This window comes from Streptomyces humicola, assembly GCF_024436035.1.
In the GTDB taxonomy this organism is placed as follows: Bacteria; Actinomycetota; Actinomycetes; order Streptomycetales; family Streptomycetaceae; genus Streptantibioticus_B; species Streptantibioticus_B humicola.
In genome coordinates this window covers 467,089-484,709 of the sequence record NZ_JANFNG010000002.1, presented here as the reverse complement: position 1 = coordinate 484,709, position 17,621 = coordinate 467,089, and the positions used below count along the sequence as shown (strand labels likewise).

The following is a 17,621-nucleotide window of genomic DNA, read 5'->3' as shown; positions in this document are numbered from 1 at the left end:
GGTCATGGCCCCGGGCCCTCGTCACGATGTACGTACTCGAAGACGAAGCCGAAGACGCCGGCGGCCAGGACCCCGAGGCCGATGATGAACAGCCACAGGCCGTATACGATGCCGAGCGCAAGAACGGCGCCGCCGAACGCCGTCAGCGGCGGATGGATGCTGTGCGGCGGGAAGAAGTCCAACGGCCCGGCACGGTCCTGTACTTCGCCGTCCTTGCGGTCCTCGGGGCGCATTCCCCTCCGGCGGTACTGCGTCACGAAGAAGAACGCCACCAGGGACGACATCAGGAACGAGACCATCAACGCCGCGGTGCCGGCGGGGTCATGGGAGAGCCAGGCATACGGCAGACCGGTGGCGGCGAAGAAGAGCGCCAATCCGCCGAAGAGAAGGGCCTCTGTCCTCATCGTTCCTGCACCTCCACTTCAGCGGCGGCCGGATGCCGCATGTCGAACGCGGGGGAATCGGAACGGATCCGCGGCAGCGCATAGAAGTTGTGACGCGGAGGCGGGCACGAGGTCGCCCATTCCAGCGACCGCCCGAAGCCCCATGGATCGTCGACCGCGACCATCGGCGCATAGCGCGAGGTGCGCCATACGTTGTAAAGGAAGGGCAGGGTCGACAGGCCGAGCAGGAAGGCTCCGATCGACGAGATGGTGTTGAGCGTCGTGAAGCCGTCCGCCGCCAGGTAGTCGGCGTAACGGCGCGGCATTCCCATCTCGCCCAGCCAGTGCTGGACGAGGAACGTGGTGTGGAATCCCACGAACAGTGTCCAGAAGTGGATCTTGCCGAGCCTTTCGTCGAGCATGCGCCCGGTCCACTTCGGCCACCAGAAGTAGAAGCCGCCGAACATCGCGAACACGATGGTCCCGAAGAGCACGTAGTGCAGGTGGGCGACGATGAAGAACGTGTCCGTGAGGTGGAAGTCGAGCGGCGGCGAAGCGATCAGCACCCCGCTGAGCCCGCCCAGCAGGAACGAGACGAGAAAGCCGAACGCGAACAGCATGGGTGTCTCGAACGACAGGCTGCCCTTGACCATGGTGCCGATCCAGTTGAAGTACTTCACGCCGGTCGGGACGGCGATCAGGAACGACGTCGCCGAGAAGAACGGCAGGAGCACGGCGCCGGTGGCGAACATGTGATGGGCCCACACCGCGGCCGACAACATGGTGATCAGGATCGTCGCCCCCACCATCCCCACATAGCCGAAGACCGGTTTGCGGCTGAAGACCGGAATGATCTCGGAGATGACCCCGAAGAACGGGACGGCCACGATGTAGACCTCGGGGTGGCCGAAGAACCAGAACAGGTGCTGCCAGAGAATGGCGCCCCCGTTGGCCGCGTCGAAGATGTGGGTGCCGAATTTGCGGTCCGCTTCGAGACAGAGCAGCGCGGCCGCCAGCACCGGGAACGCCAGCAGCGCCAGCACCGACGTCAGCAGCACGTTCCAGGTGAAGATGGGCATCCGGAACATCGTCATGCCTGGGGCGCGCAGACAGGCAATGGTGGCGATGAAGTTGACAGAGGTGAGGATCGTGCCGGCCCCCGAGACCACCAGACCCATCGCCCATAGATCCGAGCCGGAGCCGGGGGAGTCGACAGCACTGTTCAACGGCGCGTAGGCAAACCAGCCGAATGCGGCGGCCCCGCCAGGGGTGAGGTAACCGCCCAGGACGATCAGCCCGCCGAAGAGGAACAGCCAGTACGACAACGCGTTGAGCCGCGGGAACGCCACATCGGGGGCGCCGATCTGCAGGGGCATCACCGCGTTGGCGAACCCGGCGAACATGGGCGTCGCGAAGAGCAGCATCATGATCGTGCCGTGGATGGTGAACAGCTCGTTGTACTGCTGCTCGCCCATGATCTGCAGACCGGGACGGGCCAGCTCCGCCCGCATCAGCATCGCCAGCACCCCGGCGACCATGAAGTAGCCGAACGCGGTGACCATGTAGAGATTGCCGATCACCTTGTGGTCGGTGGTGGTCAGCCAACGGGTCAGGGTGCGCCCGGTGCGGACCCGGCCGGAGTCGGCCTGCGCCGCCTGCGTCGTCTGCTCAAGGCGCGTCATCGACCCCTCCGTACGGCGTGATGGCCGGGCGGGCACGTCGACCGTCTCCGGCCCGCCGGGAACTCACCATTTCCTCCCGTTTGAGCCGTTTGTCAAACCGCGGCTACTCCATTCGGCGGCGAGCGGCGTCCCCGGGCAAGCCACGGCCGCGAGCGTGGAGCGGTCCCGGCACAGCCCGAACCCGGCTCGCCAGACCGCGATCAGTACGCCGGCCCAATGGCCGGATTCAGCCGCGAGGTGAGCGGGGCTCCGCTCTGCAGTCCAACGATCCCGCCAACGACGAACGCTGGGGCGGGCACGGCCCCCGGGCCGCGTCCGGCCTCACTCGCCCCGCGGCCCGGCGGCGCTCACAGCTCGAAGGTGACGGTGACCGGCGCGTGGTCGGACCAGCGCCGGTCGTAGCTGGCGGCGCGTTCGACCGACGCCCGGTTCGCCCGCTTCGCCAGCTCCGGCGTCGCCACGTGGTAGTCGATCCGCCAGCCCGCGTCGTTGTCGAAGGCCCGGCCCCGGTACGACCACCACGAGTACGGACCGTCGACTCCCGGATGCAGCGACCGCACCACGTCGACGTACCCGACCTCGTTGAAGACGCGCGTCAGCCAGGCGCGCTCCTCGGGCAGGAAACCCGAGTTGCTCCCGTTGGCCTTCCAGTTCTTCAGGTCGGCTTCCTGGTGCGCGATGTTCCAGTCGCCGCACACCAGCACCTCGCGCCCGTCCGCCGCGGCCCGTTCGCGCAGCGCGCCCAGGTGGAGGAGGAACTCGCTCATGAAGCGTTCCTTCTCCGACTGCCGTTCGGTGCCCACCTCGCCGGAGGGCAGGTAGAGGCTGGCGACGGTCACGCCTGGCAGATCGACCTCGACGTAACGGCCGGAGGTGTCGAACTCGGCGGAGCCGAACCCCACCTGGACCCGCTCCGGCGTGCGCCGGGTGTAGACCGAGACCCCCGCACGCCCCTTCGCCTCCGACGGCGCGTGCACCGTATGCCAGCCGTCGGGCTCACGCACCTCGGCAGGCAGCTGGGCCGGCTCGGCACGCACCTCCTGCAGGCACACCACATCGGCGCCGGTGGCCTCGAGCCACGGCAGAAAGCCCTTCTTCGCGGCGGCGCGCAGGCCGTTGACATTCACGGTCGACACGGTGAACAAGTGATGCTCCTGACGTACGAATGGCCCTGCGCAGCGTACTCGACGACATTTGAGGTGATATTGAGGTGAGATACGGACCGAATGGCCGCGAGGAGGCTGTCATGACCGCGGACATGCCCGATCTCGGTCCTGCGGCCCGCCGGACGGCGAACCCGCTGGACGGGGTCACCGAGGATCAGCTCACGGCGCCGACCCCGTGCTCGCGTGGCCGGAGCGGCGGTTCTGCCTCGGTGACCTGATCGACCACGTCCAGGGCCTGTGCGGGGCCTTCACCGCAGCTGCCGCGAAGGAGCTGGGGGCCGAGACGTCACGGGCTCCGTCCGGCGACGCGACCTGGTTGCGGCAGGACTGACGCGCCCGGCACGATCGCCCTGGACGAGCTCGTCATCCACGGCTGGGACGTCGCCCGCGCCAGCGGGCAGCCGTACGACTGCGAGCCGGAGGCGGTCGAGGCGTGCATGGAGTTCGTCCCCCGGCAGGCCGCGTCCGCCGAGCGACCCGAGGGTCTGTTCGGTGAGCCGGTGGAGGTGGCCGCCGATGCCCTGCCCCTCGAACGGCTGATTGCGCTCAGCGGACGCAGCCCATCGTGGACGCCCCGTACCATGCCCTGATGAACATCCGACGCGTGCGCTACGACCACCCCGATGCGGTACGCCTGACCGAGCAGGTCCAGCAGGAGTACGTCGAACGGTACGGCGGCCCCGACGAGACGCCGATGGATGCGGCCCACTTCGACCCGCCGCGGGGCCTGTTCATCCTCGCCTACTCCGATGACGGCGAGCCGGTCGCGACCGGCGGCTGGCGGGCGCGGGAAGGCTCGGCGGAGGGTTTCCGCGACGGCGACGCGGAGATCAAGCGCATGTACGTGGTGCCTCGGGCGCGCGGCCGCGGCATAGCGCGGCGGATCCTCGCCGCCCTCGAGGAGAGCGCGGCCGCTGCGGGGCGGCTGCGCATGGTGCTGGAGACCGGTCAGCGGCAGCCGGAGGCGCTCGCCCTCTACACCTCGTGCGGCTACGGGCCGGTGACGAAGTTCGGTGTGTACCGGTGCGAACCGCTCAGCGTGTGCCTCGGCCGTCCGCTGCCGGCGGCCAGGGGCGCAGGCGAGCCCTTGCAGGCGCGGTCGCGGGCCCATTAGCGTCGCGTCACACCATGACCTTCGCCATCGCGCCGATGACGGCCGAGCACCTCCCGCAGGCTGCCGAACTTCTTGACCGCTGGTACGCCCGGATCCGCAGACCCCGGTCGTACGGCTACCCGTACCCGGTCGGCGGGCGCGGCTGCACGGCCCTGCCCGCCGAGGAGCGCATCGCCGAGCTGCTCAAGGGCCCCAGCACGGAGGCCGTGGCGGCACGCGGGGGCAGGGGACGGCTGGCGGGTTACCTCATCACGGCGCCCTGCGACCCGTACGAGAACGGCCGCACCGACCTGCACGGTCATCCCGGCCTGGCGCTGGTCGCCCATGGCGGGCACGCCGTGCACGGCGGCGAGGTGGCCGACGTCCTCCGCGAGATGTACGCGGCCGTCGCGGAGCGGCTCGTCGCACGCGACCGCCTCGTGCACCACGTGCAACTGCCCGCCGACGACACCGTCGCCATGGCCTGGTTCCGGCTCGGCTTCGGTCTCGAAAGGATCCGCGGTGCGATGCCCGTACGGGCGAGCGGCCGTCAGCCGCGCGGCGTCGAAGGGCTCTCGATCCGCCGGGCGGGCCCAGCCGACCTCGCCGCCGTCGGACGGATGGCGGTGGACGCGGCGTTGTACCGGAGGCAGGCGGCCGTGTTCGAGCCCCAGACCGAAGAGATCCTCGCCGTGCTGCGCACCCGCTACGCCGACGCCCTGGCCGATCCGCAGTGCGCCGCGTTCGTCGCGATGCGCCGAGGGGAAGAGGCGGGTCTGGTGGTGCTCACGCCGGCGCGCCCCGGCCCGTTCACCCCGGAGCAGAGCGCCGAGCTCGCCGAGGCCTACGTCGAGCCCTCCGCGCGCGGCGAGGGCGTCAGCCGGGTGTTGCTGGCCACTGCCCTGGCATGGGCATACGACCGCGGATACCGCCAGGTGACGGCGGCCTGGCCGACGGCCTCGCCGCTGGCGGCGGGCCACTGGCCGAAGCTCGGTTTCACTCCCGTGGGATACCGCCTGTGCCGGATCCTCGACCCACGCATCGGCACGGCCTGACGGCCTGACGGCCTGAGGGCGCCCGCGGTCACGTGGTGAAGTCGAGGACGGCGTGGTCGGCGACGGTCCGGAAACCGAGGCGCTGGTAGAGCGCGTTGCTCGTCGGGTTGCCGAGGTCGGCGAAGAGCACGACCTCGCGGGCGCCCACGTCCAGCGCCCGGCGGCAGACCTGTGCGGTGACGGCCGCGGCGTAACCGCGGCCGCGCAGCGACTGCGGCGTGTAGACCGGGCCGACGCGCACCATTCCGGCGAGCTGGCGCGTCGTGCCCGCGAACGCCACCGGCTCACCGCCGTCCTCTCACAGCGCCAGGCCGCCATAGGCGAGCCTGCCGTCCACCCAGCGGCCGGGGTCCGGTGGGTCCGGTTCGCCGATCGCCCGCGCGAACTGCGTGTACCAGCCGGTCAGCAGCTCGCGGTCATGGGCGCCGGCGACCCGGCCACGTTCGCCGTGAACCGTTCGTGGCGGCTCCAATTGACCGAGCCGGTAGAGACGTTCGGCGCGGCGGTGCGGTGTGAAGGCGGCCCCGGTCGCCGAGGACCAGGCGCGGGCGAACGCGTGCGCCGTCGGCACGGCCGAAACGACGCCGGGAAGCTGCGGGTCGTGCTCGGCGTAGTGCGCGGCGAGCAGTGCCGTCGCCGCGTCCGGCAGCGGCGTGAGCAGCAGGCGGTGCGGTGGGGTGCGGACGAAGGCCGCCGTCACCGCGGATCCGTTGGGTGACCACCATCCGAACTCGGGGGCGCGGTCGCCGAAGGCGTCGTTTCCCTGCTGCCGCAGCCGGTCGGCGATGCTGAGCACCGTGGTGTGTTCGACAGGCAGCGACCGCGCGAACGCTCCCGCCGCCCTCTCGTACTCCGCCAGATCTGTCGTCGTCGTCCAGGCCATACGGCATGTTGCCGCGCCCGCGGCCGGTCGCGCATCCGGATTAACGCTGTGTGCGGAGATGGTGGCGATCTGTATGCACGTGAATCTGCACGCGCATATGCATGTGCGTCGCGCTATCATGCGCGCTGGTGAGAAGTGCAGGCCCTGGAGGTACATGTGCACCACACGTACAACGGCATGGCGGCTGCGGAACTCCACGGAGTTGTCTGGCAGAAGAGCCGGAGGAGCAACTCCCAGGGGACGTGCGTGGAGTTGGCGAAGCTGCCGGACGGGGGCGTGGCGGTGCGCAACTCCCGTTTTCCTGAAGGTCCGGCTCTGATATACACCCGGGCCGAGATCGAGGCGCTCTTGCTGGGTGTGAAGGAGGGCGAGTTCGACCATCTCGTGCAGGGCGCGCCGTAGCCCGCGGACGTCCCGCAGGACGTCATTCGGTCGGAAACAGAGCCCAGACCACCTTGCCCGCACCCGACAGCGGGTGCCATCCCCACGTCTCGCTGCAGGACGCCACCAGGTGCAGCCCCCTGCCGGACTCGGCCACGAAATCAGGGGTCCTGGTCACCGGGGCGGCGCTGCTCGGGTCCCGGACGGCACATACGACGCGCGACGTCAGCCGCGCCAGGCTGAGGCGGACCACCGGCGCGGCGAGTGGAGTCATGCCGTGGCGCAGCGCATTGGTCACCAGTTCGGATGCCACGAGCGCCACCGTATCCAACAGCTCGGGCAACTCCCACCGTTGCAGCGTCAGCCGGGTGAACTGCCGTGCCTCCCACACCGCCTCAAAGCGCGCGGGCAGCTCGCACGTCGACGATGCCAGCTGATCGGACGCGGGCAGCACATCCCATAAAGGGGAGAGCGCAGTGGAGGTCTCACTCCTCATGTGCCGCACCTCGGCCTGTCGTTGACGGTCATCGACATGTGCACGCCCCACATGCTCTCCAACGCCTGGTCCGTATGCAAGGGCGAATGCACGTGCAGATGCAAAATTGGCATATGCAGGGGAAGATTCACGTGCATCCGTCACTCGTTCGTGACCGGATCCGGAGTCGAACGGTCACGTGAAGTGGCAGACTGCGCCTGTTCCGTGGAGGAGGACCCAGACATATGACGACAGATCAGCCGGGAAGCGGATCGATGGTGCGCCGTATCCTTCTCGGCTCCCAGCTGCGGCGGCTGCGCGAGTCGAGAGGCGTCACGCGGGAGGACGCCGGGTACTCGATCCGGGCGTCGGAGTCGAAGATCAGCCGCATGGAGCTCGGCCGGGTGAGCTTCAAAGAGCGCGATGTCGCGGATCTGCTCACTCTTTACGGTGTCACCGAGCCCACGGAGCGGGACGCGCTGCTCGGGCTGGCCCGGGAGGCGAGCGTGGCGGGCTGGTGGCACTCCTACAGCGACGTGCTGCCCGGCTGGTTCCAGACATATGTGGGTCTGGAGGAGTCGGCTTCGTGCATCGAGATCTTCGAGCTCCAGTTCGTCCACGGCCTGCTGCAGACCGACGCCTACGCCCGTGCCGTCGTGCTGCTCGGCCAGCCCTCCGCCTCGGACGACGAGGTCGAGCGCCGCGTCGACCTGCGGCTTCGCCGGCAGAAGATGCTCATGGGTGAGAAGTCACCCGAATTTCACGCGGTGCTGGACGAAGCGGCGCTGCGCCGCCCCTACGGCGGGCCGGAGGTGATGCGTGGTCAGATCGAAAGGCTGCTCGAGGTCTCCGAACTGCCGCATGTCACCCTCCATGTCATGCCGTTCTCGTTCGGTGGCCACGCCGCGGAGACGGGCGCCTTCACCCTGCTGCGCTTCCCGGACGCCGAACTGCCCGATGTCGTCTACCTCGAACAGCTCACAGGTGCGCTCTATCTCGATAAGCGCGACGAAGTGGCGCAGTACGTACGGGTGATGGACCGGCTGCGGGCGGACAGCCTCTCTGTGAAGGGGACCCGGGACCTCCTCCGGTCGATTCTCCAAGGGGCCTGAGATCTCAGTAGTATGAATGGGCATCAGGTGCCCCGGACGGGTCCACCGGCGCGCGTGAAAGGGATGGCGCAATGTCGTATTCATCCGGTTCTCCCGAATTGGCGCTGCAGTACATCGACGGCCAGTGGAAGCCTGGTAGCGGCTCCTGGGAAATCATCGATTTCAATCCGTACAACGGAGACAAAATCGCCTCGATAACCGTGGCCACCGTCGACGAGATCGACCAGGCCTACCGCGCCGCCGAGCGGGCCCAGAAGGAGTGGGCCGCGGTCAACCCGTACACCCGCAGACTCGTCTTCGAACGCGCCCTGCGCGTCGTGGAGAAGCACGAGCAGGAGATCACCGAGACCATCGTCGAGGAGCTCGGAGGCACCCGGCTCAAGGCGGCCTTCGAACTGTCGCTGACCAAGGACATGCTGCGCGAGGCCATGCAGCTCGCGCTGCGCGCCGAGGGGCGCATCCTCCCCTCGCCCATCGACGGCAAGGAGAACCGGCTCTACCGCCTGCCCGTCGGCGTGGTCGGGGTCATCAGCCCCTTCAACTTCCCGCTCTTCCTGTCGATCAAATCCGTCGCCCCCGCGCTCGCCCTCGGCAACGGCGTCGTCCTCAAGCCCCACCAGAACACCCCGGTCGTCGGCGGCACTCTGATCGCCAAGATCTTCGAGGAGGCAGGCCTGCCCGCCGGCCTGCTCAACGTCGTCGTCACGGACATAGCCGAGATAGGCGACGCCCTCATCGAGCACCCGGTGCCCAAGGTCATCTCCTTCACCGGTTCGGACAAGGTCGGCCGCCATGTCGCCCAGGTCGCGGCAGGCCACTTCAAGCGCGCCGTTCTCGAGCTCGGCGGCAACAGCGCCCTGATCGTGCTCGACGACGCCGACCTCGACTACGCCGTCGACGCCGCCGTCTTCAGCCGCTTCGTCCACCAGGGCCAGGTGTGCATGGCCGCCAATCGCGTCCTGGTCGACCGCACGGTGGAAAAGGAGTTCACCGAGCGGTTCCTCGCCAAGATCAAGACGCTGAAGGTCGGCGATCCCCAGGACCCGGGCACCCACATCGGCCCGCTCATCAACGCCGCCCAGGCCGATGCCATCGACGCCCAGGTCTCCCAGGCGATCCACGGCGGCGCCACCGCCCTGCTGCGTGGCGGCGCCGAGGGCACGCTGATGAGCCCGTCCGTGCTGACCTCGGTGCCCTCGGGCGCGCCGATCCTCAGCACCGAGCTCTTCGGCCCGGTCGTCATCGTCATCCCCTTCGACGGCGAGGACGAGGCAGTCGCGATCGCCAACGACACGCCCTTCGGCCTCAGCGGCGCCGTCCACACCGCTGACATCGAGCGCGGTGTCCGCGTCGCCCAGCGAATCGAGACCGGGATGATCCACGTCAACGACGGAACGATCGCGGACGAGCCGATCGTGGCGTTCGGCGGCGAGAAGCACTCAGGCCTGGGACGCCTCAACGGCGAGTCGACCGTCGAGGCGTTCACCACCCTGAAGTGGATCTCCATCCAGCACGGCCGGAGCGCCTTCCCGTTCTGAGCCACTCCAGCCCGTTCCCATCCCGCTCCGGCGTGCCAGGTCTCAGTGGTGGAAGCCGGGCTGCTCCTCGGCGCCCGACAGGTTACGGCGCTCCAGCTCGGCGAGGGCCCACTTCATGTCGCCGAGGAGGAGGTCGGCCAGGTCGCGGCTGACGCCGTGGCGGACGACCACGCGCTGAACGGCGACATCCTGCTGATCGGCGGGCAGCGGGTAGGTCGGCACCTGCCAGCCGCGGATCCGCAACCGCTCGGAGAGGTCGTACAAAGTCCACTGGCCGCTGCCCGGATCGGGGGGCCGGGTGAGAGTCCAGCACACCACCGGCAGCCCGGACCGGCCGTCGTGCAGGATCCGCATCGGTCCGAGTGCGGCGACCGCGTCGGCCAGTTCGGCCGCCGTCTTCGCGCAGGCGCCCTGCACCGTGCGGTAGCCCTCACGGCCGAACCGCAGCAGATTGTAGTACTGCGCGATGACCTCGCCGCCGGGGCGGCTGAAATTCAGCGCGAAGGTCGGCATGTCACCGCCGAGGTAGTCGACATGGAAGACCAGCTCCGCGGGCAGCTCGGCGGCGTCCCGCCACACCACCCAGCCCACGCCCAGGGGGGCCAGGCCGAACTTGTGCCCCGAGGAGTTGATGGACTTGACCCGTTCCAGACGGAAGTCCCACACCAGGTCGGGTTCGAGGAACGGGGCGACGAAGCCGCCACTCGCCGCGTCCACGTGGAGCGGGATGTCGAGTCCGGTGGTCCGCTGCAACTCGTCCAGGACGGCGGAGAGTTCAGCCACCGGCTCGTAGACGCCCGTGAAGGTGACGCCGAGGGTCGCCACCACCCCGATCGTGTTCTCGTCGATGTACGACGCGAGCTGCTCCGGACGCATGGTGGTGCTGCCCGACAGCAGCGGCACCTGCCGCAGCTCCACGTCGAAGTACCGGCCGAACTTCTCCCAGCACACCTGGACCGGGCCGCACACCAGATTCGGACTGTCCGCGGGCTTGCCCTCGCCCCGGCGGCGGGCGCGCCAGCGCCGCTGCAGGGCGAGGCCGGCGAGCATCGCCGCCTCGCTCGAACCGGTAGTGGAGCAGCCGACGGTGGTCGCGCCGTCGGGGGAGTTCCACAGGTCGGCGAGAATGTGCACGCAGCGCGATTCCAGCTCGGCGGTCTGCGGGTACTCGTCCTTGTCGACCAGGTTCTTGTCGAGGGTCTCGGCCATGACGGCCTGTACCTCGGGCTCCGACCATGTCGTGCAGAACGTGGCGAGATTCTGCCGGGAGTTGCCGTCGAGGGCGAGCTCGTCCATGACCAGCCGGAACGCCTGACGGGCAGGCATCGGCCCGTCGGGAATGCGGTAGCGGGGCAGCGGTTCCCCGGCAGCGGGCATCGCATACAGGTCGTCGGGTGCTTGCAGATCACGTTCGACACGATGGAGCGGCATGGGACCTCCTGACGGGGTTTCCATCGTGCCCGCAGACTCCGGCCCCTTCCATCCGCAATGCCGTAATAATCCCCACGGCGACCCAGACGACCGGAATGCGTCGGCGCTCCGACGCCGTCATCGCGCATACGGAGTACGCGTGGTGGCCCACCGCGTCGCACAGCTCACGCGGCGTCAGCGTCACAACAGGTCGCCGACGTCCGAGGGCTTGACGCCGTTGTGATGTGAGCGTTGACACAGCGCGGCCGTCGCCGCGGTCGCGGAACTTCCGAACCCCTTCCCGGTGGTGACCGTCTAGGGCGGGCACGACCTGGAGATCCCTGGGGTCAGCGTGGACCAGGCGCTGGGCGCGCGGCTCGCCACCGAGCACCTGCTCGCTGCCGGGCACGAGACGGTCTGGCACGTGTCGGGCCCCCGGGACTGGCTGGAGGCCGAGGCGCGGCGGGCCGGCTGGCGCGCGGCTCTCGACGCCGGGCGCACCCGTGCCCGAACCGCTCACCGGGGACTGGAGCCCGCTCTCCGGCTACCGCGCGGGCCAGGAGCTCGCCGGGCGGGCCGGCAGCGGCGGACTGACCGCGGTGTTCGTGGCCAACGACCAGATGGCACTGGGGATTCTGCGCGCCTTCCGGGAGGCGGGCGTCCGGGTGCCGGAAGACGTGGCCATGGTCGGCTTCGACGACATCCCGGAGGCGGAGTTCTTCGCGCCGCCGCTGACCACCGTCCGCCAGGACTTCGGTGCGGTGGGCAAGCGCAGCATCCAGCTGCTGCTGGAGCGGATCGAGGAGACCATCACGGGCCGGATCGGCGCAGACGGGGCAGGTCCTGACGGGGCAGGTCCCGACAGGAGCGTCGCCTCCCGGCCCCCCGGCGGCTTCGACGGCCTGCACGTCGTCATCGAGCCGCAATTGATCGTGCGCAGCAGTAGCAGTACCGCCACCTCCTGAGTCCGCCCCCCGGCGCCCCGGCGGACAGCGCCCGGTTCGCAACAGCAGCGCGCCGCACCACTCCCGAGTAGCACACCGCACCACTCCCCTCCGCCTTCGTTCCCTCGGAGTGCAAGTCATTGTGAGCGCTAACAATCTTGACGGGCAGCCCCCGGACCGCGCCCCGCAGCAGGCCGGTTCGCCGTCCGGCCGGGGCAGCCGCCGCTCGACGGAGCCGTAGCGGTACTCGTGGACGGCGCTGCCGAGTTCGGCGCCGTCGGCGACGCAGACCACCACGGCGCGGCCGGAGAGCTTCCTGGAACGCACGTACGTGGGACGGCAGGTGTACGCGGTCGGCGGCAACGCGGAGGCGGCACGGCTCGCCGGCATCCGCGGCAACCGGCGGGTGGTGTGGATGTACGTGACCAGCTCGCTGCTCTCCGGCTTCGCCGGGATGCTGGTGCTGGGCCGTATGGGCGTCGGCTCGGCGAGCGGGGTGGGCGTCGGCTGGGAGCTGTCCGCGATCGCCGCCGCGGTGATCGGCGGGGTGAGTCTCGTCGGCGGCCAGGGCCGGATCGTGGGCATCGTCGCGGGCACGGTGCTGCTCGAACTGATCAACGACGATCTGACGATCCTTCAGATCAACTCCGACTACACCGATATCGTGCTGGGCTGCTTTCTCGGCCTGGCGATCACCGCCGACCGCGTCCGTGCCCGGCGGGTGGCCGCACGACGGTGACGGCGCCCCGGCGAAGCCTCCCGGCGGCGGGCGGCAGGCAGCGACCCGCCACCGGGAGCCAAGGATTCGTATGCCATCCTTGGCGGCCATGACGACAGCTCCACTCCGGCAGAACGCGCCCTTGGCCCCCGCCCGGCACGCACTGAGCAAGGTCCCGGAGGTGACCGCATACTTCTGGATCACCAAGGTGCTCACCACCGGCATGGGCGAGGCGGCATCGGACTTCCTGGCCCGTGTGCTCGGCAACTTCGTCGCCGTCGGCGTGGGCGGCCTGGCGTTCGTTGCGGCGCTGGTTCTGCAGTTCTCCGTACGCCGGTACGTCGCCTGGGTCTACTGGACGGCCATCGTCATGGTCAGCGTCTTCGGCACGATGGCCGCCGACGCGCTGCACGTCGGGCTCGGGGTGCCCTACCTGATCTCCACCCCGTTCTTCATGGTCGCGCTGGCGGTGATCTTCGCCGTCTGGTACGCGACCGAGAAGACCCTGTCGATCCACAGCATCCACACCCGGCGGCGCGAGGCGTTCTACTGGGCGACGGTGCTGGCCACCTTCGCGCTCGGCACCGCGGCGGGCGACCTGACGGCCAGCACCTTCGGCCTGGGCTACCTCGCGTCGGGCATCCTGTTCGCCGTGGTGATCGCGGTCCCCGCCGTCGCGCACGGCCGGTTCGGGCTCGGCGCCATCCTCGCCTTCTGGTTCGCCTACATCATCACCCGGCCGCTCGGCGCGTCGTTCGCCGACTGGATGGCGGTGGACCGCAGCCGCGGCGGGCTGAATCTGGGCCTCGGTCCCGTCACCCTCGTCTGGACGCTCGCGATCCTCGGCTTCGTCGGTTACCTGGCCGTCAGCCGCAAGGACGTGCAGACCGACGGTGACGCCGGCACCGCGCCCGTCCCGCCCAAGGACTCGGTCCAGCACCGCAGGCCTCGCCGCTGACCGGACCGGTCGCGGCCGGTCCGGTCACCGCAACGACTCCGCCGGGGGACGCTCCCGCACGGCGCCGTAGGCGAAGAAGTAGCCGGGAAGCCGCTTCAGCCACGGCGCCGCCGCGAGCACCTCGGTCACCCGCAGCGGGTTCGCCCTGCCTCCCAGCGGAGGGCGCCCCGCGAGCACCGGCTCGATGACGTGGGCGTGCGCGGCGCGCTGCAGGGCCTGAGTCGCAGCTGCGGTCGGCCAGCGGCGCAGCTGAACGCGTTGCACGTCGCGCAGCCCCACCGTGCCGGCGCGCAGCGGTCCTGCGAGATACCGGGCCGTGGCGACGGCGTCCTCGACGGCCAGGTTGATGCCGATCCCGAAGACCGGCGACATCGCGTGGGCCGCATCCCCGATGCACAGCAGCCCCGGGCGGTGCCACCGCCGCAGCCGGTCGAGCCGCACGTCGAGCAGCTTCACCTCGTCCCACGACCGCAGCGCCCCCGCGCGCTCGCCGAGCCACGGGGCGACGGCGGCGATCTGCGAGGCGAACCGCTGAAGGCCGGCCGCGCGGCGCACGGTGTCGCTGCCCTTCGGGATCAGGGCCGCGCACTGCCAGTACCCGCCACGGTCGATCATGACCGAGATGAACCCCTCGCCGACATTCCCCACCAGCCCGACCGGGTCGCCGTCGTGCCTCGGCAGCCGGAACCACCAGGCGTCCATCGGGCACGGGAACCGGCGCAGCCCCAGCTCGGGCAGCCCCCGGGCGAGCGACCCCCGGCCATCGCACGCCACCGTGACCGAGGCCCGCAGCTCCCCGGTGCGGCCGCCCGCCGTTCGGTAGCTCACCCCCGCCACCCGGTCCCGCTCCCGGACGAAGGAGGTCGCCTCCGTGTCCATCCGCAGCCGGAAGGAGGGCTCACCCCGGGCCTCGTCCGCCAGCAGGTTGAGCAGATCCCACTGCGGCACCATGGCGATGTAGTTGTGCTTCACCGGCAGCGTGCTGATGTCGCCCACGGTGAGCAGCTCACGGCCGGGGCCGACCGGCAGCTGGACGGTGGTGACGTGCCGCTGTGGCAGGGCGGCGAACCGTTCCCCGAGACCCAGGTCGTCCAGGAGCGACAGCGTCGACGGGTGCACGGTGTCGCCGCGGAAATCACGCAGGAAATCCCCGTGCTTCTCCACCACGGTCACCTCGACGCCGGCCCGGGCCAGCAGCAGGGCGAGAACCATCCCGGCCGGGCCGCCTCCCACCACGCAGCACGTGGTCCGTTCCATCGGCTCCGCTCCTCCCGTCCCTCCCATCCGCTCGGCACCACCACCCCACAGCCTGCGGGCCGTTCCGCGCCACCGCACCCCGGCACTGCCGCACGGACGATCCCGGACGGGGCCGAGCGGCCTTATCGCGCGGGCACCGGGGCGGTGCGACGCTGAGACCGGGCGCCACCCAGGCACACCCTCCGGAGGTGGCCATGCTGAACGAGACCCCGGCCGACGTGCGGGACTTCGAGAGTTCTACCCGCTGACCGAACGGCTGCGCGGCCGGTTCGCCGCGGCGTGCACCACCCGGCGCCCTCGCAGGTCGTCGGATTCATCGACACCGATCTGTCCTGCTCCCCCCGGCTCCTCGACGAATCGCGATCGTCGCCATCGCCCCCGGTGTGACGGGCACTACTGCGCTGTGAGCGCCGCGAGCGTCACGGTGAAGCGTGCGCCGCCACCGTCCGCGTCACCGACCTCGATCCGCCCGCCGTGCCGCTGGACCAGGTCGCGCGCGATGGCCAGGCCGAGCCCCGCGCCCCCGGCGTCCCGGCTGCGGGCGTCGTCCAGCCGCACGAACCGTTCGAAGATCCGCTCACGATCCGACGCGGGGACGCCGGGACCGTCGTCGGTGACGTCGAGCACCACCTGGCGGCCGTGCCGGTGGTGGACGGCGACGTGCATCGCGGAGGCCGCGTGGCGCTGCGCGTTGTCCACCAGGTTGCGCAGGATACGGGCCAGTTGGGTGCGGCTGCCCGCCACCATCACCGGGCCGTCCGGGATCGCCGATCGGACCGGCACCCGGTCGGCGGCCCGGTGCGCGAGTTCCAGCCGGACGAGCTCGGCTAGATCCAGCGGCTCGGTGCGATGTTCCTCGCCTGCGTCGAGACGGGCGAGGAGCAGCAGGTCGGCTCCGAGCCGTTCGAGCCGCAGCGTGTCGTCGATCAGCCCGTCGATCTCCAGCAGGTGCGGATGCGCACGTGCCACCTCCAGCTGGGTGCGCAGACTCGCGATGGGGCTGCGCAGCTCGTGCGAGGCGTCCGCGACCAAGCGCCGTTGCCGCACCACCGCTTCCTCCAGCGCCGCGAGCGTGGCGTTGGTGGTGGCCGCGAGCGCCGCCACCTCGTCGCGCGAGACCGGCTCAGGTACCCGGCGGGACAGGTCCCCCTTCATGATCTCGGCGAGCTCGGCCCGGATCCCCTCCACCGGGCGCAGCGCCCGGCCCGTCACCAGCCAGGTCATCGCCCCCACGACGGCGAGCAGCAGGGGCAGCCCGATCAGCATCACGCGCCGCACCTCCGCGACGGCCTGCCGGTCGGTGTTGAGGGAGGCGCCGGCGTAGACGGTTACGGTGTGGCCGCGCCGGGTGGTGGCGAAGACGGCGGCCACCCGGAAGTCATGGCCCGAGCCGCCGCTGCCCGGCACCCGTACGTCCTCGAAGCGCGCCGTGGTGGTGGCGAATCCGCGCGCCGGAATGACCCTGTCGTCGTCATGGCGATAGCGGTTGCCATCGGTGCGGGCGAGGAACGTCCGCCGGGGCGCGCGGGCGAAGTCCGCGAACGGCGGCGCGCCCCGCAGCGTCCGTCCGGCGGCCAGCACCCGGCCCTCGGGTGAGACCACCTGGACCGGCTGGTTCTGGGCGTCGGGCAGATCGAGCGAGTTCAAGGTGGTGCCCGCCGCCACCTGGGCGGCGATCTCACGGGCGGTCACCTCCGCCTGGAGGCTCGCGCCGTCGACGAGGTGCCGGTGGAGCGCGGTGAGCACGGCGATCCCGGCCGCCACCAGCGCCGCCGCGACGACCGCGGTCGACGCCAAAGTGGTGCGCGCCCGCACCGACCCCCACCAGCAGGGCCGCCGCATACGGCCCCGGCGGACGCGTCCGTCAGCCACCGTCGGCCGCCAGCCGGTACCCGGCGCCGCGCACCGTCGAGATCGAGCGGCGCCCGAACGGCGCGTCGATCTTCCGGCGCAGCGTGCTGATGTACACCTCGACGATGTTCGGGTCGCCGTCGAACGCGAAGTCCCAGACGTGTTCGATGATCTCCGACTTCGACACCACCTGCCCGGCGTGCGCCGCGAGGTGTTCGAGCACGGCGAACTCCTTGGCGGTCAGGGCGACCTCGTCCTCGCCGCGGAAGCAGCGCCGCGTGTGCGGATCCACCGTCAGGTCGCCGAGCTTGACCACCGGGCAGCCGTCGCGGTTCCTGCGGCGCAGCACCGCGCGGACCCGGGCGAGCAGCACCACGTACGAGAACGGCTTGGTCAGGTAGTCGTCGGCGCCGGTGTCCAGCCCCTCCGCCTCATCGAGCTCCCCGTCCTTGGCGGTGAGCATCAGGATCGGCGTGGTGTTGCCGGCGGCGCGCAGCCGGGAGCAGACACGGTAGCCGCTCACGCCCGGGAGCATGAGATCGAGGATGATCAGGTCGTAGTCCTGGGTGGTGGCCAGGTGCAGCCCTTCGAGGCCGTCGTGGGTCATGTCGACGGCGAATCCCTCGGCCGCGAGGCCCTTGGCCAGGGCGGCGGCCAGCCGCTTCTCGTCCTCGACGATCAGGAGCCGCATGGGCACAGCGTCGCAGAGGTTGCG

The 17,621-nt window shown here is 70.4% G+C and carries 18 protein-coding genes and 2 pseudogenes; 10 read left to right on the top strand and 10 right to left on the bottom strand.

Features of this window, described 5'->3' with window-relative positions; genetic code table 11:
- Positions 1-2: 2 nt before the first annotated feature.
- From NGB36_RS05650 to NGB36_RS05640, 3 genes are all read right to left on the bottom strand, one after another.
- Positions 3-404: a cytochrome c oxidase subunit 4 gene (locus NGB36_RS05650; RefSeq protein ID WP_255918937.1), complete on the bottom strand. Its 402-nt coding sequence runs from the start codon at positions 402-404 to the stop codon at positions 3-5.
- The gene (ctaD, locus tag NGB36_RS05645; protein WP_255918936.1) at positions 401-2,065 is read right to left on the bottom strand and encodes an aa3-type cytochrome oxidase subunit I; all 1,665 of its coding nucleotides are present in this window, start codon (positions 2,063-2,065) and stop codon (positions 401-403) included. The genes NGB36_RS05650 and ctaD overlap by 4 nt, the downstream gene beginning before the upstream one ends.
- 347 nt (positions 2,066-2,412) lie before the next feature.
- A complete protein-coding gene (locus NGB36_RS05640; protein ID WP_255918935.1) occupies positions 2,413-3,210 on the bottom strand; it encodes an exodeoxyribonuclease III in 798 nt (265 codons plus the stop codon).
- 196 nt (positions 3,211-3,406) lie between these two features.
- Between NGB36_RS05640 and NGB36_RS05635 the strand changes: the two genes are divergently transcribed.
- From NGB36_RS05635 to NGB36_RS05620, 4 genes are all read left to right on the top strand, one after another.
- Complete coding sequence (locus NGB36_RS05635) at positions 3,407-3,562, top strand: hypothetical protein (RefSeq protein WP_255918934.1); 156 nt, start codon at positions 3,407-3,409, stop codon at positions 3,560-3,562.
- Positions 3,563-3,668: 106 nt separating this feature from the next.
- Positions 3,669-3,821, top strand: coding sequence for a hypothetical protein (locus tag NGB36_RS05630; RefSeq protein WP_255918933.1), 153 nt, complete (start codon positions 3,669-3,671; stop codon positions 3,819-3,821).
- Positions 3,821-4,345, top strand: a complete 525-nt coding sequence (locus NGB36_RS05625; protein WP_255918932.1) for a GNAT family N-acetyltransferase — start codon at positions 3,821-3,823, stop codon at positions 4,343-4,345. The genes NGB36_RS05630 and NGB36_RS05625 overlap by 1 nt, the downstream gene beginning before the upstream one ends.
- A 14-nt stretch (positions 4,346-4,359) precedes the next feature.
- The gene (locus NGB36_RS05620) at positions 4,360-5,379 is read left to right on the top strand and encodes a GNAT family N-acetyltransferase (protein ID WP_255918931.1); all 1,020 of its coding nucleotides are present in this window, start codon (positions 4,360-4,362) and stop codon (positions 5,377-5,379) included.
- Positions 5,380-5,407: 28 nt separating this feature from the next.
- Here the strand turns inward: NGB36_RS05620 and NGB36_RS33370 are convergent.
- Positions 5,408-5,665 (bottom strand): annotated as a pseudogene (locus tag NGB36_RS33370) (GNAT family N-acetyltransferase); the annotation flags it as partial.
- 12 nt (positions 5,666-5,677) lie between these two features.
- The gene (locus tag NGB36_RS05615; RefSeq protein ID WP_308288805.1) at positions 5,678-6,262 is read right to left on the bottom strand and encodes a hypothetical protein; all 585 of its coding nucleotides are present in this window, start codon (positions 6,260-6,262) and stop codon (positions 5,678-5,680) included.
- A gap of 156 nt (positions 6,263-6,418) precedes the next feature.
- On the opposite strand from NGB36_RS05615, the gene NGB36_RS05610 reads away from it, so the two are divergent.
- Positions 6,419-6,664 carry a DUF397 domain-containing protein gene (locus tag NGB36_RS05610; RefSeq protein WP_255918930.1) on the top strand — a complete coding sequence of 82 codons (246 nt, stop codon included), beginning with the start codon at positions 6,419-6,421 and terminating at the stop codon, positions 6,662-6,664.
- Positions 6,665-6,686: 22 nt separating this feature from the next.
- Here NGB36_RS05610 and NGB36_RS05605 read toward each other — a convergent pair whose 3' ends face one another.
- Positions 6,687-7,139 carry an ATP-binding protein gene (locus NGB36_RS05605; protein WP_255918929.1) on the bottom strand — a complete coding sequence of 151 codons (453 nt, stop codon included), beginning with the start codon at positions 7,137-7,139 and terminating at the stop codon, positions 6,687-6,689.
- A 224-nt stretch (positions 7,140-7,363) separates the two neighbouring features.
- Between NGB36_RS05605 and NGB36_RS05600 the strand changes: the two genes are divergently transcribed.
- The gene (locus NGB36_RS05600; RefSeq protein ID WP_255918928.1) at positions 7,364-8,230 is read left to right on the top strand and encodes a Sco1979 family transcriptional regulator; all 867 of its coding nucleotides are present in this window, start codon (positions 7,364-7,366) and stop codon (positions 8,228-8,230) included.
- A 71-nt stretch (positions 8,231-8,301) separates the two neighbouring features.
- Positions 8,302-9,768, top strand: a complete 1,467-nt coding sequence (locus NGB36_RS05595) for an aldehyde dehydrogenase family protein (RefSeq protein WP_255918927.1) — start codon at positions 8,302-8,304, stop codon at positions 9,766-9,768.
- 42 nt (positions 9,769-9,810) lie between these two features.
- On the opposite strand, the gene gad is transcribed toward NGB36_RS05595, so the two are convergent.
- Positions 9,811-11,199 carry a glutamate decarboxylase gene (gene gad, locus NGB36_RS05590; RefSeq protein ID WP_255918926.1) on the bottom strand — a complete coding sequence of 463 codons (1,389 nt, stop codon included), beginning with the start codon at positions 11,197-11,199 and terminating at the stop codon, positions 9,811-9,813.
- Positions 11,200-11,443: 244 nt separating this feature from the next.
- Between gad and NGB36_RS05585 the strand changes: the two are divergent.
- From NGB36_RS05585 to NGB36_RS05575, 3 genes and pseudogenes are all read left to right on the top strand, one after another.
- Positions 11,444-12,143, top strand: a pseudogene (locus tag NGB36_RS05585) (substrate-binding domain-containing protein); the annotation flags it as partial.
- 310 nt (positions 12,144-12,453) lie between these two features.
- A complete protein-coding gene (locus tag NGB36_RS05580) occupies positions 12,454-12,861 on the top strand; it encodes an ABC transporter permease (RefSeq protein WP_372509374.1) in 408 nt (135 codons plus the stop codon).
- 88 nt (positions 12,862-12,949) lie between these two features.
- Positions 12,950-13,798: a COG4705 family protein gene (locus NGB36_RS05575; RefSeq protein WP_255918925.1), complete on the top strand. Its 849-nt coding sequence runs from the start codon at positions 12,950-12,952 to the stop codon at positions 13,796-13,798.
- A gap of 24 nt (positions 13,799-13,822) precedes the next feature.
- Here NGB36_RS05575 and NGB36_RS05570 read toward each other — a convergent pair whose 3' ends face one another.
- The 3 genes from NGB36_RS05570 to NGB36_RS05560 all read right to left on the bottom strand — a co-directional run bounded on the left by NGB36_RS05570 (position 13,823) and on the right by NGB36_RS05560 (position 17,597).
- Entirely contained in the window at positions 13,823-15,055 is a 1,233-nt protein-coding gene (locus tag NGB36_RS05570) for an FAD-dependent oxidoreductase (protein ID WP_255918924.1), read from the bottom strand.
- Positions 15,056-15,448: 393 nt separating this feature from the next.
- Positions 15,449-16,897: a sensor histidine kinase gene (locus tag NGB36_RS05565; RefSeq protein WP_255919024.1), complete on the bottom strand. Its 1,449-nt coding sequence runs from the start codon at positions 16,895-16,897 to the stop codon at positions 15,449-15,451.
- A gap of 22 nt (positions 16,898-16,919) precedes the next feature.
- Entirely contained in the window at positions 16,920-17,597 is a 678-nt protein-coding gene (locus NGB36_RS05560) for a response regulator transcription factor (protein WP_255918923.1), read from the bottom strand.
- Between the last annotated feature and the right edge of the window lie 24 nt (positions 17,598-17,621).

What these genes read in the sequence shown, in the direction of transcription:
- NGB36_RS05650 (WP_255918937.1), bottom strand. Translation starts at nt 404, where the DNA reads ATGAGGACAGAGGCCCTTCTCTTCGGCGGATTGGCGCTCTTCTTCGCC.
- NGB36_RS05570 (WP_255918924.1), bottom strand. Translation starts at nt 15,055, where the DNA reads ATGGAACGGACCACGTGCTGCGTGGTGGGAGGCGGCCCGGCCGGGATG.
- ctaD (WP_255918936.1), bottom strand. Translation starts at nt 2,065, where the DNA reads ATGACGCGCCTTGAGCAGACGACGCAGGCGGCGCAGGCCGACTCCGGC.
- NGB36_RS05615 (WP_308288805.1), bottom strand. Translation starts at nt 6,262, where the DNA reads ATGGCCTGGACGACGACGACAGATCTGGCGGAGTACGAGAGGGCGGCG.
- NGB36_RS05605 (WP_255918929.1), bottom strand. Translation starts at nt 7,139, where the DNA reads ATGAGGAGTGAGACCTCCACTGCGCTCTCCCCTTTATGGGATGTGCTG.
- gad (WP_255918926.1), bottom strand. Translation starts at nt 11,199, where the DNA reads ATGCCGCTCCATCGTGTCGAACGTGATCTGCAAGCACCCGACGACCTG.
- NGB36_RS05600 (WP_255918928.1), top strand. Translation starts at nt 7,364, where the DNA reads ATGACGACAGATCAGCCGGGAAGCGGATCGATGGTGCGCCGTATCCTT.
- NGB36_RS05560 (WP_255918923.1), bottom strand. Translation starts at nt 17,597, where the DNA reads ATGCGGCTCCTGATCGTCGAGGACGAGAAGCGGCTGGCCGCCGCCCTG.
- NGB36_RS05620 (WP_255918931.1), top strand. Translation starts at nt 4,360, where the DNA reads ATGACCTTCGCCATCGCGCCGATGACGGCCGAGCACCTCCCGCAGGCT.
- NGB36_RS05630 (WP_255918933.1), top strand. Translation starts at nt 3,669, where the DNA reads ATGGAGTTCGTCCCCCGGCAGGCCGCGTCCGCCGAGCGACCCGAGGGT.
- NGB36_RS05595 (WP_255918927.1), top strand. Translation starts at nt 8,302, where the DNA reads ATGTCGTATTCATCCGGTTCTCCCGAATTGGCGCTGCAGTACATCGAC.
- NGB36_RS05565 (WP_255919024.1), bottom strand. Translation starts at nt 16,897, where the DNA reads ATGCGGCGGCCCTGCTGGTGGGGGTCGGTGCGGGCGCGCACCACTTTG.
- NGB36_RS05575 (WP_255918925.1), top strand. Translation starts at nt 12,950, where the DNA reads ATGACGACAGCTCCACTCCGGCAGAACGCGCCCTTGGCCCCCGCCCGG.
- NGB36_RS05625 (WP_255918932.1), top strand. Translation starts at nt 3,821, where the DNA reads ATGAACATCCGACGCGTGCGCTACGACCACCCCGATGCGGTACGCCTG.